Raw genomic sequence first — 14,502 nt, 5'->3', positions numbered from 1 at the left:
AATAGGCTTGTGTTAATATTGAAATAATTCTGTTAAACTTTTAACACAAAACCTATTTATATACGTAAATAGTTGAGGATTTGGATGACAGCTCCTTTGTTTTCCTCAATATATTCTCTGTTTTTTGACCCGCTTTTTACTCGAAAGTCACTTTCTTTGGCTAGTTTATTGAGAATCAAAGTGAAATCTTTATGATTTGAAACCGAGAACATACCACCCTTATCAATCATAGCTTTTGCTTCAGGAAATTTATGATGATGATTTCCTATAATTATAGGAACGCCAAATACAGCTGGTTCTAAAGTGTTGTGTAATCCTGTGTTTCCCAAAGCGCCTCCAACATAAGCTATACTCGCATAGCTGTAAATTTTAGAGAGGATACCAACAGTATCAATAATAAAAATCTGGGCTTCTCTTAAGTTTTCATTTTCTTTTTCAGAAAATAAAACGGTTTTAGTGTGTAGTTTTTCTTTTAAGCTGTTTATTTGATTTGATTTAATATTGTGTGGTGCAATAATAAATTTTAATTCATTTGAGATATTTGAGTTTATAAAGTCTATAAAAAAAGCTTCGCCTTCTGGCCATGTACTACCAGCAACCACACATACTTTGTTGGCTTTAAATTCTTCAACAAAATCTAATGTATTGTCTTGTTTAAGTTGATCTAACACTCTATCAAAACGAGTATCTCCAGAAACAGTTACATTTTTATAATTTATAGAATTGAGCAGTGTTTTAGATATTTCATTTTGAGTAAAGATGTGTTGAAAAGCAAAAAGCGCCTTTCTCAAGTTTTTGCCATAAAACTTAAAATAAGATTGATTTCTTCTAAAACTTGCTGAAATTAAGATGGCTTTTAGTTGTCTTTTTTTTAAAGTGTTTAAGAAATTTGGCCAAATATCATATTTAACAAAAATGGTGAGTACAGGATTGACGATGTCTAAAAAGCGTTTTGCATTTTTTGGTGTATCAATGGGTAAATAAACAACTAAATCTGCGATAGGTGAATTCTTTCGTATTTCAAAACCAGAAGGAGAGAAAAAGCTGAGTACAATTTTATGATTTACATAATGTTTTCTCAATGCCTTAAAAACAGGAAGACCTTGTTCGTACTCACCTAAAGATGCACAATGAAACCATAGAGTCTTATCATTCTTGGTTATGGAGTTTTCCAAAAGGTAAAAGGTTTTAGCTCTTCCGTATACGCCTAATTTAATTTTTTGGTTAAAATGCGCTACACATTTTAAACCATAATTAGTGAAATTAATACCAATGTTATAAAGAAAACTCAATATTATTTATTTGCTGCTAAAATACATTTCTTTGGTTAAATTCATTGGTTAAGCTTCGCGTTTTTTGTAATTTCGTAGCTTATAAACTCAATACTTTGAGTTGTAATTTTTTCAGATGAAGAAAATTCAAATGGTTGACCTCAAAGGTCAGTACAACGGTATTAAAGATGTTGTAAACCCCTCTATTCAAGAGGTCATTGATTCAGCTTTTTTTATAAATGGACCTAAGGTTCATGAGTTTCAAAAAAATTTAGAAACCTATTTAGGTGTTAAACATGTCATACCTTGTGCCAATGGTACCGATGCCTTACAAATTGCTATGATGGGACTAGGTTTAAAACCTGGAGATGAGGTCATAACTGCAGACTTTACTTTTGCTGCTACTGTTGAGGTAATTGCTTTGTTGAACCTAACACCAGTTTTGGTTGATGTAAACCCAGATGATTTTAATATTAATATTGAAGCCATCAAAAAGGCTATTACACCAAAAACAAAAGCCATTGTTCCTGTGCATTTGTTTGGTCAGTGTGCCAATATGGAAGCCATTATGGAAATTGCTAAAGCACATGATTTATATGTAATTGAAGATAATGCTCAGGCTATTGGAGCTAACTACACTTACACCAATGGAGAAAAAGTTAAGGCAGGCACTATTGGTGATGTTGGTGCCACGTCCTTTTTTCCATCAAAAAATTTGGGTTGTTATGGTGATGGTGGTGCTATTTTTACTAATAATGATGCCTTAGCGCATACAATTAGAGGTATTGTAAATCATGGAATGTATGAGCGTTATCATCATGATGTGGTTGGTGTTAATTCCAGATTAGATAGTATTCAAGCAGCTGTTTTAGATGCCAAATTACCACACTTAGATACTTATAATAAAGCTAGACAGCGTGCAGCGAAAAAATATAATGAAGCGTTTAAAGGTATTAGCTCAATAATAGTTCCTCAAACTTCTAATAATTGTGACACAATTTGTGATTATTGTGACTGTCATGTCTTTCATCAGTATACACTCAGAGTTGTTGGAGTTGATAGGGATGCTCTTGTGAAACATTTAAATGAAAAAGAGATTCCGTGTGGCGTTTATTACCCTATTCCTCTTCATAAGCAAAAAGCATATTTAGATGAACGCTATAATGAGGAAGATTTTACAATAACTAATCAATTAGTGAAAGAAGTTATTTCATTACCAATGCATACAGAATTGGACGATGAACAAATAGCATATATTACATCAACAGTTATAAAATTTGTAAATGGATAAAATATTAGTAACCGGTGGTTTAGGTTTTATTGGGTCTCATACCGTTGTAGAATTGCAAGAGGCAGGTTATGAAGTGGTGATTATTGATGACTTATCAAATTCCTCAGAAAAGGTACTTGACGGGATTACGACCATAACAGGTAAAACCCCAATTTTTGAAAAAATTGATTTAAAGGAAAAAGATACTGTAGCAGCTTTTTTTAAAAAGCATAGTGATATAAAAGGTGTGATTCACTTTGCAGCTAGTAAAGCGGTTGGTGAGAGTGTACAAAAACCTTTACTATATTATGAAAACAATATTGGAACACTGGTTTATCTGTTAAAAGAGTTAAAAAAGCTTCCTGAAGCTAGTTTTATATTTAGTTCTTCTTGTACTGTATATGGACAAGCCGATGAGTTGCCTATAACTGAAAGCGCTCCAGTAAAACAAGCCGAGTCTCCTTATGGGAATACCAAACAAATTGGAGAAGAAATTATTAGAGATACTTGCAAGGTAGTATCAACTTTGAAAGCTATTGCCCTACGCTATTTTAACCCCATTGGTGCCCATCCTTCAACAGAGATTGGTGAGTTACCCATAGGAGTTCCGCAAAATTTAGTGCCATTCATAACACAAACGGCTATTGGTATTAGAGAACAGCTATCTGTTTTTGGAGATGATTACCCAACACCAGATGGTACTTGTATTCGAGATTATATTCACGTAGTAGATTTGGCGAAAGCGCATGTTGTCGCTTTGGAAAGATTGTTAAAAAACAAAAACAAAGCTTCTTATGAAACTTTTAATTTAGGAACTGGAAAGGGAAGTTCTGTTTTAGAAGTTATAAAGTCATTTGAACGTGTTTCTGGCAAAAAGTTAAATTATAAAATTGTAGGAAGACGTGAGGGTGATATAACGGCTGCTTATGCCGATACTACCAATGCTAATGAAGAGTTGGGTTGGAAAACGCAATTATCTTTAGATGAAGCCATGCTTTCTGCTTGGAAGTGGGAGCAAAAAGTGAGAGGTTAATATTTTTATATAACACTTTACAACTTTAAAACGGATTAAAAATTTTTAGTCCGTTTTTATTGTTTTACTTCTTTATGTTTTTTTTTAAACAGTGCAATAAAAACTAGAATAATCATTCCTGTGCTTACAAATACATCGGCCACATTAAAAATGCCAGTTCTTAATGTGTCAGTTAATTTAATGTGCCAGAAATCAGTAACGCTTCCGTAAACAAAACGATCATAAACATTAGCTATACCTCCACCAATAATACTGGCAAATGCAAAAAGTGACCAATTGCCTAAACTTTTATCTTTAAACACATATCTAAGCACAAGTCCCAAAACAACCACTGGAAGAATTAATAAGAGAACAACTCTAAGTGTTTCATTTAAATCACTACCCATACCTAAAAAAGCACCCTTATTTTCAACATTATGTAACGTAAAATAATCTCCAAAAATTTCAGAAACACTTCCTGCCTTTACATGGGCCCTAACCCAAACTTTAGAGATTTGATCTAAGCCTATAGAGCCAATAATGGTTAAAATGATGAATGCTGACCGACGAGAAATCTTCATTTTATAAAACTTATAAAGTAGCCGAGGCAACTTCAGATTCTCTATTAATTTTTTTAACCAAACCTTGTAGTACTTTACCAGGACCAACTTCTGTGAATAATGTAGCTCCATCAGCAATCATTTGCTGAACAGATTGTGTCCAACGAACAGGTGCTGTTAATTGAGAAATTAGATTGATTTTTATTGCCGTTTCATCTGTAACAGCATTAGCGGTCACATTTTGATAAATAGGGCATTTTGGTTTCTTAAATGTAGTGCTTTCAATAGCGGCTGCCAATTCCTCACGTGCAGGCTCCATTAAAGGCGAGTGAAACGCGCCTCCAACAGGTAGTACCAGAGCTCTTCGTGCACCTAACTCCTTTAAGGTTTCGCAAGCTTTGTTAATGGCTTCAATTTCACCAGAAATTACTAATTGTCCTGGGCAATTATAGTTAGCTGCAACTACCACACCATCAGTAGAAGCACAAACCTTTTCAACAATATCATCATCTAAACCTAAAACAGCAGCCATAGTACTTGGCTGTAATTCACAAGCTTTTTGCATAGCCATGGCACGTTGTGAAACTAATTTTAAACCATCTTCAAAGTTTAATGTGCCATTAGCTACCAAAGCAGAAAACTCACCAAGTGAATGTCCTGCAACCATATCTGGTTTAAAGGAATCACCCAAAGTTTTAGCTAAAATCACTGAATGCAAAAAGATAGCTGGTTGAGTGACTTTAGTTTCTTTTAAATCATCAGTAGAACCTTCAAACATGATGTCTGTAATATTGAAACCTAATATATTGTTGGCTTGTTCAAATAATTCTTGTGCCTCAGCAGATTGTTCATAAAGATCTAGTCCCATTCCAGAGAATTGAGCACCTTGACCAGGAAATATATATGCGTTCATTTAAGTTCGTTTTTTTAGTGTGGCAAAAGTACGTGAAATTTTAGTGACTTACCAGATTAATAATTTTTTTAGCGTTGCCATTGTAATTGATTTCTAAATCGGCAGTTTCTCCAATAACTTTTGTTAAGTGGCTAACTTTTATTCTGAATTCAATATTGCTGTCAATTAATGTATGATTATGATTTGATTCTATTTTGAAAGCATTGGCGTCTACTCCAGCTATTTGAACTGAAGTAATAAAACTACCCGTATTACCACCTTCATTTTTTACCTTAATTTCTATTGAAGACCCTTTTGAAATCTGAACTTTTTCGGGAGCTGTTAAATAAGAAGCGGTTAAAGGTGTTCCATTAGGGTTATCTACATTATAAACTTCCATATTTAATTGTCTGCCACCACCTCTTTTTGGAGAGCCTGCAGCTATATAAATACCTTCGCCTGATAGTATCGCTTGAGTGCCATGTCTTGGGTAGTGCATACTAGCTTTATTAGTCCATTTATTAGTTTTAGGATTGTAAGCTTCTACAATTTTATAGGCGGGTCCTTTTTCTTCACCTTCACCGCCCATAACTAATAATTCATTGTTAAAAACCGCAACTCCAGGAGCCGCTCTTGGCGTTGGTATGTTATTTTTTAAAACAGACCATGTTTTGGTGTTAAAATTGTAAACGTCAACAACACTTACGAGAGGCCCAAATACACCGCCTTCTCCTCCTGAATGCCTTCCTGCTACAGCATAAAGTTTATTTCCTATAACAGCTGCACTAAAATGATCTCTAGCCTGAGAGGCATTTTCTAAAATCTTCCATGTGTTGTTAACTGGGTCATATTCATCAAACCAATTTACATAACCGCCATCATGACCTATAGTGTTACCACCAACCAAATAGAATTTATCTTTGTAAATTACCAAACCAGCACCACCACGTCTTCTTTTCTCAGGGATTTCAGGCCCTTTAATCCAAACGTCATTTACTGGATAATATAACCAAACATTTTCTTCTGGAAGTTCTCTGGGGAAATTATTCGTTTTAAAAGAACCTATTACCCAAATAAACCCTTTGTAGAAGGTAGCCTGAAAGTGATTAAATTCTTTTGGAGCTTTATTTTTTGCAGTTGTCCAAGAATTACTTTGAAAATCATAAATATCTAGTTTGGGGGCAGATTCTCTTCCACCAAACATGATAAATTTATCACCCGCTTGTACAAAAGAACATTCATGGCGAGCAGTATAGTTCTCATCTTCATTTTTATCAATCCATTGATCTTTAATCTGAGCATTTGACTTACATGATACAAGGATTAAACATAATAAAATTACAAGCAGTCGAATTTTCATTTTCTTTAGATTCTTACGTAAGTTAAAAAAGAAAACTCAAAATCATGGTTTTCATCTTTTTGATGAAATTCATTAAAAGTTTCTTTCCAAATATTAGAATCTATTTCTGGGAAAAAGGCATCTGCTTCAAACGTTTCATGAACTCTAGTAAGTTCAATTTTATCTGCAAAAGTCATGGCTTGCTTGTAAATTTCGCCCCCACCAATTACAAAGGGTTGTGAATCATTTTTTGAAGCTTCAATCGCAGCCTCTAAACTATTCACTAAAATAACACCATTAGGGGCTTTGTAATCTGATTGCCTAGTAATAACAACGTGTGTCCTATTCGGTAAGGGCTTAGGAAAGCTTTCAAATGTTTTTCGTCCCATAATTATATGGTGACCATCGGTTAAGGATTTAAACCTTTTTAAATCATTACTTAAATGCCAAATAAGTTTGTTGTCTTTTCCAATAGCGTTGTTTTCAGCAGCAGCAGCAATAATTGTAAGTTCTGAAGTTTTATCTTTTATGGTAAGTTCTTCATTGTAAATTTCACTCTCGGCAATATGAGACGCTTCTTTTTTTAGCTCTTTCTTAATTTTTTCAATCCTAGTTTTTTGTTCAGCAACCAACTTGTTCAACTGCTTTTGCTCCCATTCTTTACCCATAAATTTATGGGTTACAAACACATTAAAGGTGTGATAAAGCAACAAAAATAACCAGATAAGAATAGCAAAGACAAACCATTCTTTTTCAAATGGTGTAAAATCTTTGCCTATACCTAAAACAGTATTAGCTACTATTATTAATATAGAGCCAATAAGAAATAATACAAAATGAATGTATAGACGTTTTTTTTGTTTAATACGTCTTTGGGCATTTTCAATTAATTCTAGCTGCTCTTTATCAATTTGAGTCATACTTTTTTTCTTTCCGAACATAATTCTAAAATAAGGACTGTAAAGTTACTATTTTATATGAGACCTTTTAGTTTGAATTATTGTATAGAAAGGTGTTTTTCGCAAACGATGTAGTGTTAAATCATCTGAAAATCAGTGTTAAAGCGTTGATTTTTTTGTTGATAATACTTTATTTTTTCACTTAATTTTTTCTATACAATAAAATAATGCTTGCAAATATTACTAAATTGATAATTCTTTTGGGTTAAGAGCTTTTAATATAGATCAGTAGAGGATTGTTTTATAAATTTGTCCCATTAAACAACACGCAAAAAATTTAAATTATGGCTATTAAAAAACAATACTTAAAAAGTAAACCAGTATGCAAGGTAACTTTTTCTATAGAAGCAGAAGACGCAAAAAAAGTTTCTGTAGTAGGAAGTTTTAATGATTGGAATGCAAAAAAGGCACCTCTTAAAAAATTAAAGAGTGGCGTATTTAAAGGAACTATTGATTTAGATAAAGATAGCTCTTATGAGTTTAAGTATTTGGTAGACGGAGAATATTTAAACGATGCTGCTGCTGATGCTTATGCATGGAATGATTTTGCTGGTGCAGAAAACAGCGTTGTAACTGTATAAAGTTTTTTGAAATTTTTATTAAAAGCATCTTCTTTCCTGAGGATGCTTTTTGTTTATACTGCTACTACCCCTTTAATATGTGGGTGAGGATTGTAATCTAATAAGGTGAAGTCTTCAAAAGTAAAATCAAAAACATCAGTTATTTCTGGATTTAAAACCATTTTAGGTAAAGGTCTTGGCTCTCTAGAAAGTTGTAATTCCAACTGTTCAAAATGGTTGCTATAAATATGAGCATCGCCAAAAGTATGTATGAATTCACCTGGCTGATAACCACAAACCTGAGCAATCATCATGGTAAATAAGGCATAAGACGCAATGTTAAAAGGAACACCTAAAAAGATATCTGCACTACGCTGATATAATTGACAAGATAGCTTTCCGTCTGCTACATAAAACTGAAAAAAGGCATGACACGGTGGTAGGGCTGCTTTACCATTGGCTACATTTTCACTAAAAGTTTTTGATGTATCTGGTAATACCGATGGGTTCCAAGCAGAAATTAACATTCTTCGGCTGTTAGGATTCTTCTTGAGCGTATCAATGACTTCTTTAATTTGATCTATCTCATCACTATTCCAATTGCGCCATTGATGACCATACACAGGTCCTAGATCACCATTTTCATCAGCCCATTCATTCCAAATTCTAACGCCATTTTCGGTTAAATATTTAATATTGGTATCACCTCTTAAAAACCAAAGGAGCTCATAAATTATGGATTTCAAATGGAGTTTTTTGGTTGTTACCATAGGAAAGCCTTCACTTAAGTCAAAACGCATTTGATAACCAAAAACGCTTTTTGTTCCTGTTCCTGTTCTATCTCCTTTTTCGTTTCCGTTTTCTAAAACATGTTTTACTAAGTCGTGATATTGCTTCATAGATCTTGTTCCCGTGAAAATAGGAATCTAATAATTGGTTAAAAATTACGCAGCAATCAGTAAAATGATAGCGGAAACGAATTTAAAGAAAAAGAGCGTTTAAATTCTTCTTCGCAAAGCGTATAATATTAAAAAGTTATTAACGGTCTAATTTGAAATCAAGTTGGATAAGGTTCTTAGGTTTGCAGAAATTAGTTACCCTATTATCATACCAGCAATAGTTGCTGAAACTAAAGAGGCTATAGTGCCACCCAGTAGCGCTTTCATACCAAATTTTGAGAGTAGCTTACGTTGTCCAGGCGCTAAAGACCCAATACCACCAATTTGAATGCCTATAGAAGCGAAATTGGCAAACCCACAAAGCATATATGTTGCCATAACAACAGATTTTTGATAGTTAAGATGTAAAGGGTTGTTTATGTTTTTTAAATCAACAAGCTGAATGTAACCTATAAACTCGCTGGCTGCAAGTTTAATTCCTATTAATTGCCCCATCATCATGGTGTCTTCTTTAGCTACTCCTATAAGCCACATTAATGGTGCGAAAACAGTGCCCAGTAAAGATTCAATTGATAGGCTATTATAGGGGCTATTACTAGATACCCACGCGTTAATATTACCTAAAGTACCAAGTTTAAATAAGCCATAGTTTATCATAGCTATAAAAGCAACAAATACCAAAAGCATGGCGGCTACATTAACCGCTAACTTTAATCCTTCGGTTGTTCCGTTTGCAATGGCATCTAAAATATTTGAACCTATTTTGTCTGCTGAAACTTTTACATCTTTATTAATAGCTTCTGTTTGAGGATATAATATCTTTGATATTACAATCGCTCCGGGGGCTGCCATTACAGAAGCAGCAAGTAAATGACTAGCAAAGTATTCTCTTAAAATAGGGTCATCACCACCTAGAAATTGTATATAAACAGCTAAAACACCTCCGGCTACAGTTGCCATACCACCAATCATCACCAAAAGCATTTCAGATTTATTCATTTTTTCTAAATAGGCTTTTATCATTAAAGGAGATTCAGTTTGACCCAAAAAAATATTACCAGCAACGCTTAGGCTTTCTGCTCCAGATATTTTTAACAGTTTGGTGAGCAACCAAGCTAAGGCTTTTACCACTTTTTGAATAATTCCTAAGTAAAATAATACAGAAGTAAGGGCTGAAAAGAATATGATTGTTGGAAGTATAGTAACAGCAAAATTAAGTAAAGGGTTTTCAATTTCACCAGTTGAAAATGCACTGAATAAAAATTTTGTTCCGGCCTCAGTAAATGTTAAAACCTTATTGAAGGCTTTACCTAAGTAATTGAAAATAGATTTAACGAAAGGGACTTTCAAAATTAAAATAGCAAGTATCAATTGTGAAGACAAACCAATGCTAACAGTTTTCCAGTTTATAGCTCTTTTGTTACTACTAAAAAGAAAGGCGATAAATATTAACGACATCATACCTAGAACACCACGCCACAAACTGTTAAATGAAAACCCCTGACTAGGTATGATACCTCTCTCTGTAGTTTTAACTATTTCTGATTTAGTTTCTAAAGTATGATTAACTAAAGTGGTGTTGGAGGCGTTATTAATTTCAGTCTCCTGAAGTGTAGTGGTAATTTCTTGAAGTGTTACTTTTTCTGTTTCCTGTGCTGATATTGAAGTTGAAAAAACTAAAAAAGCCAATAGAAAAGACAGAAAAAGTTGTTTCATAATTGGCATTTATTTTCGTTTGGAAATTTCGTCTCTAATATGAGCGGCCTTTTCGTAGTCTTCGTTGGCAACAGCTTCATCCAATAAGTTTTCTAGTTCTTCTAAAGTTTTACTGGCATAATTTTCCCGTGGAGCAGGTTCTAGTTCACTAGCCATTAAATCATCTACTAAAACACTATCTTCTGTAGATTCATCTTCATCATCTTTTGTTGGATTCACTTTTAAATAAATGCCAGCTTTATCCAAAATATTCTTGTAAGTAAAAATTGGTGCATCAAAACGCAACGCCAAGGCTATGGCATCACTGGTTCTAGCATCAATGATTTCTTCAATTTTATCACGTTCACATATCAAACTTGAAAAAAATACACCGTCAACTAATTTGTGGATGATAACTTGCTTAACTACAATATCAAAGCGGTCTGCAAAGTTTTTGAATAAATCATGAGTAAGTGGTCTGGGGGGGCGAATTTCTTTTTCTAAAGCAATGGCAATGGATTGTGCTTCAAAAGCACCAATAACAATAGGAAGTTTTCGTTCGCCATCTACTTCGTTTAAGATTAATGCATAAGCACCATTTTGGGTTTGACTGTAGGATATTCCCTTTATATTTAATCGAACTAAGCTCATATTCCACTCAATAATCGAGATTTAAACATTCAGATGTTTACCTCTCAATAAAATTATGATTCTTAAAACACCAAGTGTTTATTTACTGAGGTAACTAATCGGGCACAAAGAACCGTTTAAATTTGGAATTTACCAACTGCTAAACACACATTTAGATAAAATGTGCCAAATTATTCCATGTAATTGAGAATACAAGTTATGAAAAAAATTACTGTTGAGCCTTAAACGCTTTTATTTTTTCTATGAGTTTAGGTACTACGGTAAATGCGTCTCCAACCACACCGTAATCTGCTGCTTTAAAGAATGGTGCTTCGGCATCGGTATTAATAACAACTTTTACTTTTGAAGCGTTAACACCTGCTAAATGTTGAATAGCTCCTGAAATACCAATAGCAATGTAAAGGTTAGATGCCACAGGTTTACCTGTTTGTCCAACATGTTCACTATGTGGTCTCCAACCCAAGTCTGACACTGGTTTAGAGCAGGCAGTGGCGGCACCCAAAACATCGGCTAATTCCTCAATCATACCCCAGTTTTCAGGACCTTTTAAACCACGTCCACCCGATACTACAATATCAGCATCTGCAATGGTTACCTTATTAGTGGTTCTGTCAACCGATTCAACTTTTAAGTTTGATGCTTCAATTGTAGGCGAAAAGTCTTCTGCAGTAGCGCTGCCATTACTTTCAACTAAACCAAAGGCATTACTTGATACTCCAACAATTTTCACATTGGTATTTATTTGAGTGATTTCAAAAGCCTTGTTTGTGAAGGCATTCCTTTTTACCGTAAATGGCGATGTACTAATTGGTGTTTCAATAACATTAGAGACGTAACCAGCTTGTAAGTCAACTGCTAAAAGTGGCGCTAAATACTTGCTGTCTGCACTAGAGCTGATAATAACTATTTGGGAGTTTTCTTTTTCGGCAGCTTGTTTTATAACGCTCGCATAAATTTTAGCATTAAACGATTCTAATTCTGAACTTGAAACAGTTAATACTTTATCTACGCCATAATTTCCTAACACCGAAGTTTCATCTGCATTTATAGAAATTGCCGTAACTGTGGTTCCTAATTGATTAGCAACTGCTTTGCCATAAGACGCTACTTCAAAAGCCCCTTTTTTTAATTTGCCTTGATCTGATTCTGTATATACTAAAACTGACATAATATTTTCTTTTTCATCGTCTTGAGCTTATTCCAAACACAATTTGGTTTCAAGATTTCATTTAATGTTTTTACTGGTAGGATATTCCTAAAATTAATTCAGAAAAGTTGATGTTAAATAACTTTTGCTTCGTTGTGAAGTAAATTAATTAACTCATCTAAATTATCTTCTGGTACTAACTTTACCGCACCTTTGGGTGCTGGTTTTTCAAATTTAATTGAAGCTGTTTTTGAATTAGTTTCATCGGGTTCAACAACCGTTAACGGTTTTTGACGTGCCATCATAATTCCGCGCATATTTGGGATGCGTAGCTCACTTTCTTCAACTAATCCTTTTTGTCCACCAATGATTAGAGGTAACCCAACAGAAATAGTTTCTTTTCCTCCATCAATTTCTCTGGTTGCGCTGGCAGTATTACCATCAACCTCTAGAGCAATACAGTTATTTACAAAATTAGCATTAGTTAATCCAGCTACCATACCTGGTACCATGCCACCGTTGTAATCTATAGACTCCCTACCTGCAATGACAAGGTCAAAGCTACCATCGGTTATTACTTTTGCTAATTGTTTAGCAACTTTAAAACCATCTGTGGCTTTGGTGTTAACACGAATAGCTGCATCTGCCCCAATTGCTAAAGCTTTTCTGAGTGTTGGTTCTGTTTCAGAGCCTCCAACATTTACAACCGTAACTTTAGCGCCTTGCTTTTCTTTAAACCACATAGCGCGGGTTAATCCAAATTCATCATTAGGATTAATTACAAACTGCACACCATTGGCGTCAAACTTGGAGTCGTTATCTGTAAAATTTATCTTAGAAGTTGTGTCGGGAACATGACTAATACACACTAAAATATTCATAAACCTGTGTTTAAAATAGACAATTTTTTATGGCTACGAAGGTAATTATTTTATTTCTAAAAAATACTATGCGCGCATAGTATTTTTTAGAAATGTTATAAAAAAATAGAAAGTAAAGTAGCTCTTTAAGTATCCATAAGAAACACCGCAAACATATTTAAGAATTAATTAAATAAATGGAACTTCTTTTGAATAGTAATCCTTCATCAATTTTAAGTCATTTCTGTTAAATTATTAATTTTTAGAGGGTCTATATTTTACTGCCAAGTTTTATGGTTAATTATAACCAATAATTCTTATTTTTGCATCTCGAATAAAACAAGATTAATGAAGACAATTCAATTTAGAGAGGCTATTTGTGAAGCCATGAGCGAAGAAATGCGCCGAGATGAAAGCGTATATTTAATGGGTGAGGAGGTAGCAGAATATAATGGAGCTTACAAAGCTTCAAAAGGAATGTTAGATGAGTTTGGTCCTAAACGTGTTATAGATACACCTATTGCAGAGCTTGGTTTTGCTGGTATTGCCATTGGGTCTACTATGACTGGAAATAGACCCATTGTAGAATACATGACCTTTAATTTCTCTTTAGTTGGTATTGATCAGATTATAAATAATGCAGCTAAAATTAGGCAGATGTCTGGAGGGCAGTTTAAATGTCCTATTGTATTTCGTGGGCCTACGGCTTCTGCGGGTCAGTTAGGTGCTACACACTCACAGGCTTTTGAAAATTGGTTTGCTAATACACCTGGTTTAAAAGTAGTAGTGCCTTCAAATCCTGCTGATGCTAAAGGGTTATTAAAATCTGCTATTCGTGATGATGATCCAGTTATTTTCATGGAAAGTGAACAAATGTATGGAGATAAGGGAGAAGTGCCAGAAGGAGAGTACTTAATTCCAATAGGCGTTGCAGATATTAAAAGAAAAGGCGACGATGTGACCATTGTATCCTTTGGAAAAATTATTAAGGAAGCTTACAAGGCTGCCGATGAATTAGACAAAGAAGGTATCTCATGTGAAATCATTGATTTACGTACGGTTCGTCCTATGGATAGAAAAGCTATTATAGAATCTGTTAAAAAAACCAATAGGTTGGTAGTTTTGGAAGAAGCTTGGCCCTTTGGAAGTGTAGCAACAGAAATTACTTATTTGGTTCAGTCTGAAGCATTCGATTATTTAGACGCACCGGTAATTAAATTAAACACAGCTGATACACCTGCGCCATACTCTCCAGTTTTATTGAAAGAATGGTTGCCAAATAGTGAAGACGTTATCAAAGCAGTAAAGAAAGTATTGTATCAATAAAAGAAAATTTTTTACGTTATATAAACTTCATTAGCATGTAATTGCTGATGAAGTTTTTTTG

At 34.0% G+C, this 14,502-nt stretch carries 14 protein-coding genes; 4 read left to right on the top strand and 10 right to left on the bottom strand.

Annotation, left to right across the window (positions count from 1 at the left end):
• Positions 1-56: 56 nt before the first annotated feature.
• Complete coding sequence (locus tag DFQ02_RS02175; RefSeq protein WP_116039336.1) at positions 57-1,292, bottom strand: 3-deoxy-D-manno-octulosonic acid transferase; 1,236 nt, start codon at positions 1,290-1,292, stop codon at positions 57-59.
• A 115-nt stretch (positions 1,293-1,407) separates the two neighbouring features.
• Here DFQ02_RS02175 and DFQ02_RS02170 point away from each other — a divergent pair, with 115 nt between their 5' ends.
• Both DFQ02_RS02170 and galE read left to right on the top strand, forming a co-directional pair.
• Positions 1,408-2,562, top strand: coding sequence for a DegT/DnrJ/EryC1/StrS family aminotransferase (locus tag DFQ02_RS02170; RefSeq protein ID WP_116039335.1), 1,155 nt, complete (start codon positions 1,408-1,410; stop codon positions 2,560-2,562).
• The gene (gene galE, locus DFQ02_RS02165) at positions 2,555-3,574 is read left to right on the top strand and encodes a UDP-glucose 4-epimerase GalE (RefSeq protein ID WP_116039334.1); all 1,020 of its coding nucleotides are present in this window, start codon (positions 2,555-2,557) and stop codon (positions 3,572-3,574) included. The genes DFQ02_RS02170 and galE overlap by 8 nt, the downstream gene beginning before the upstream one ends.
• Before the next feature lie 56 nt (positions 3,575-3,630).
• On the opposite strand, the gene lspA is transcribed toward galE, so the two are convergent.
• The 4 genes from lspA to DFQ02_RS02145 are packed head-to-tail and all read right to left on the bottom strand — an operon-like array spanning position 3,631 to position 7,285.
• On the bottom strand, positions 3,631-4,134 hold the full coding sequence (gene lspA / locus DFQ02_RS02160) for a signal peptidase II (RefSeq protein WP_116039333.1): 504 nt from the start codon (positions 4,132-4,134) through the stop codon (positions 3,631-3,633).
• Positions 4,135-4,144: 10 nt separating this feature from the next.
• Positions 4,145-5,026, bottom strand: a complete 882-nt coding sequence (fabD, locus tag DFQ02_RS02155) for an ACP S-malonyltransferase (RefSeq protein ID WP_116039332.1) — start codon at positions 5,024-5,026, stop codon at positions 4,145-4,147.
• A gap of 40 nt (positions 5,027-5,066) precedes the next feature.
• Positions 5,067-6,365 carry a Kelch repeat-containing protein gene (locus DFQ02_RS02150; RefSeq protein WP_116039331.1) on the bottom strand — a complete coding sequence of 433 codons (1,299 nt, stop codon included), beginning with the start codon at positions 6,363-6,365 and terminating at the stop codon, positions 5,067-5,069.
• Between the two features lie 5 nt (positions 6,366-6,370).
• Positions 6,371-7,285: a dihydrofolate reductase gene (locus tag DFQ02_RS02145; protein ID WP_116039330.1), complete on the bottom strand. Its 915-nt coding sequence runs from the start codon at positions 7,283-7,285 to the stop codon at positions 6,371-6,373.
• Between the two features lie 302 nt (positions 7,286-7,587).
• Here DFQ02_RS02145 and DFQ02_RS02140 point away from each other — a divergent pair, with 302 nt between their 5' ends.
• Positions 7,588-7,884, top strand: a complete 297-nt coding sequence (locus tag DFQ02_RS02140; protein WP_116039329.1) for an isoamylase early set domain-containing protein — start codon at positions 7,588-7,590, stop codon at positions 7,882-7,884.
• 53 nt (positions 7,885-7,937) lie between these two features.
• Here the strand turns inward: DFQ02_RS02140 and DFQ02_RS02135 are convergent, their stop codons facing one another.
• From DFQ02_RS02135 to DFQ02_RS02115, 5 genes are all read right to left on the bottom strand, one after another.
• Positions 7,938-8,762 carry a thymidylate synthase gene (locus tag DFQ02_RS02135; protein WP_116039328.1) on the bottom strand — a complete coding sequence of 275 codons (825 nt, stop codon included), beginning with the start codon at positions 8,760-8,762 and terminating at the stop codon, positions 7,938-7,940.
• A gap of 195 nt (positions 8,763-8,957) precedes the next feature.
• Positions 8,958-10,478, bottom strand: coding sequence for a NupC/NupG family nucleoside CNT transporter (locus DFQ02_RS02130; protein ID WP_116039667.1), 1,521 nt, complete (start codon positions 10,476-10,478; stop codon positions 8,958-8,960).
• A gap of 9 nt (positions 10,479-10,487) precedes the next feature.
• Complete coding sequence (locus DFQ02_RS02125) at positions 10,488-11,108, bottom strand: bifunctional nuclease family protein (protein WP_116039327.1); 621 nt, start codon at positions 11,106-11,108, stop codon at positions 10,488-10,490.
• A 208-nt stretch (positions 11,109-11,316) separates the two neighbouring features.
• Positions 11,317-12,276, bottom strand: coding sequence for an electron transfer flavoprotein subunit alpha/FixB family protein (locus DFQ02_RS02120; RefSeq protein WP_116039326.1), 960 nt, complete (start codon positions 12,274-12,276; stop codon positions 11,317-11,319).
• 113 nt (positions 12,277-12,389) lie between these two features.
• Positions 12,390-13,136 carry an electron transfer flavoprotein subunit beta/FixA family protein gene (locus DFQ02_RS02115; RefSeq protein ID WP_116039325.1) on the bottom strand — a complete coding sequence of 249 codons (747 nt, stop codon included), beginning with the start codon at positions 13,134-13,136 and terminating at the stop codon, positions 12,390-12,392.
• A 327-nt stretch (positions 13,137-13,463) separates the two neighbouring features.
• On the opposite strand from DFQ02_RS02115, the gene DFQ02_RS02110 reads away from it, so the two are divergent.
• On the top strand, positions 13,464-14,441 hold the full coding sequence (locus DFQ02_RS02110) for a pyruvate dehydrogenase complex E1 component subunit beta (protein ID WP_116039324.1): 978 nt from the start codon (positions 13,464-13,466) through the stop codon (positions 14,439-14,441).
• Positions 14,442-14,502 lie beyond the last annotated feature (61 nt).

The organism is Seonamhaeicola aphaedonensis, from assembly GCF_003386195.1.
In the GTDB taxonomy this organism is placed as follows: domain Bacteria; phylum Bacteroidota; class Bacteroidia; order Flavobacteriales; family Flavobacteriaceae; genus Seonamhaeicola; species Seonamhaeicola aphaedonensis.
The sequence above is the reverse complement of the archived record's forward strand: the minus strand, read 5'-3'. Positions and strand labels throughout refer to the sequence as shown.

Bases quoted from the DNA above. Each gene is read 5' to 3' on its own strand.
- DFQ02_RS02170 (WP_116039335.1), top strand. From the start codon at position 1,408: ATGAAGAAAATTCAAATGGTTGACCTCAAAGGTCAGTACAACGGTATT.
- galE (WP_116039334.1), top strand. From the start codon at position 2,555: ATGGATAAAATATTAGTAACCGGTGGTTTAGGTTTTATTGGGTCTCAT.
- lspA (WP_116039333.1), bottom strand. From the start codon at position 4,134: ATGAAGATTTCTCGTCGGTCAGCATTCATCATTTTAACCATTATTGGC.
- fabD (WP_116039332.1), bottom strand. From the start codon at position 5,026: ATGAACGCATATATATTTCCTGGTCAAGGTGCTCAATTCTCTGGAATG.
- DFQ02_RS02150 (WP_116039331.1), bottom strand. From the start codon at position 6,365: ATGAAAATTCGACTGCTTGTAATTTTATTATGTTTAATCCTTGTATCA.
- DFQ02_RS02145 (WP_116039330.1), bottom strand. From the start codon at position 7,285: ATGTTCGGAAAGAAAAAAAGTATGACTCAAATTGATAAAGAGCAGCTA.
- DFQ02_RS02140 (WP_116039329.1), top strand. From the start codon at position 7,588: ATGGCTATTAAAAAACAATACTTAAAAAGTAAACCAGTATGCAAGGTA.
- DFQ02_RS02135 (WP_116039328.1), bottom strand. From the start codon at position 8,762: ATGAAGCAATATCACGACTTAGTAAAACATGTTTTAGAAAACGGAAAC.
- DFQ02_RS02130 (WP_116039667.1), bottom strand. From the start codon at position 10,478: ATGAAACAACTTTTTCTGTCTTTTCTATTGGCTTTTTTAGTTTTTTCA.
- DFQ02_RS02125 (WP_116039327.1), bottom strand. From the start codon at position 11,108: ATGAGCTTAGTTCGATTAAATATAAAGGGAATATCCTACAGTCAAACC.
- DFQ02_RS02120 (WP_116039326.1), bottom strand. From the start codon at position 12,276: ATGTCAGTTTTAGTATATACAGAATCAGATCAAGGCAAATTAAAAAAA.
- DFQ02_RS02115 (WP_116039325.1), bottom strand. From the start codon at position 13,136: ATGAATATTTTAGTGTGTATTAGTCATGTTCCCGACACAACTTCTAAG.
- DFQ02_RS02110 (WP_116039324.1), top strand. From the start codon at position 13,464: ATGAAGACAATTCAATTTAGAGAGGCTATTTGTGAAGCCATGAGCGAA.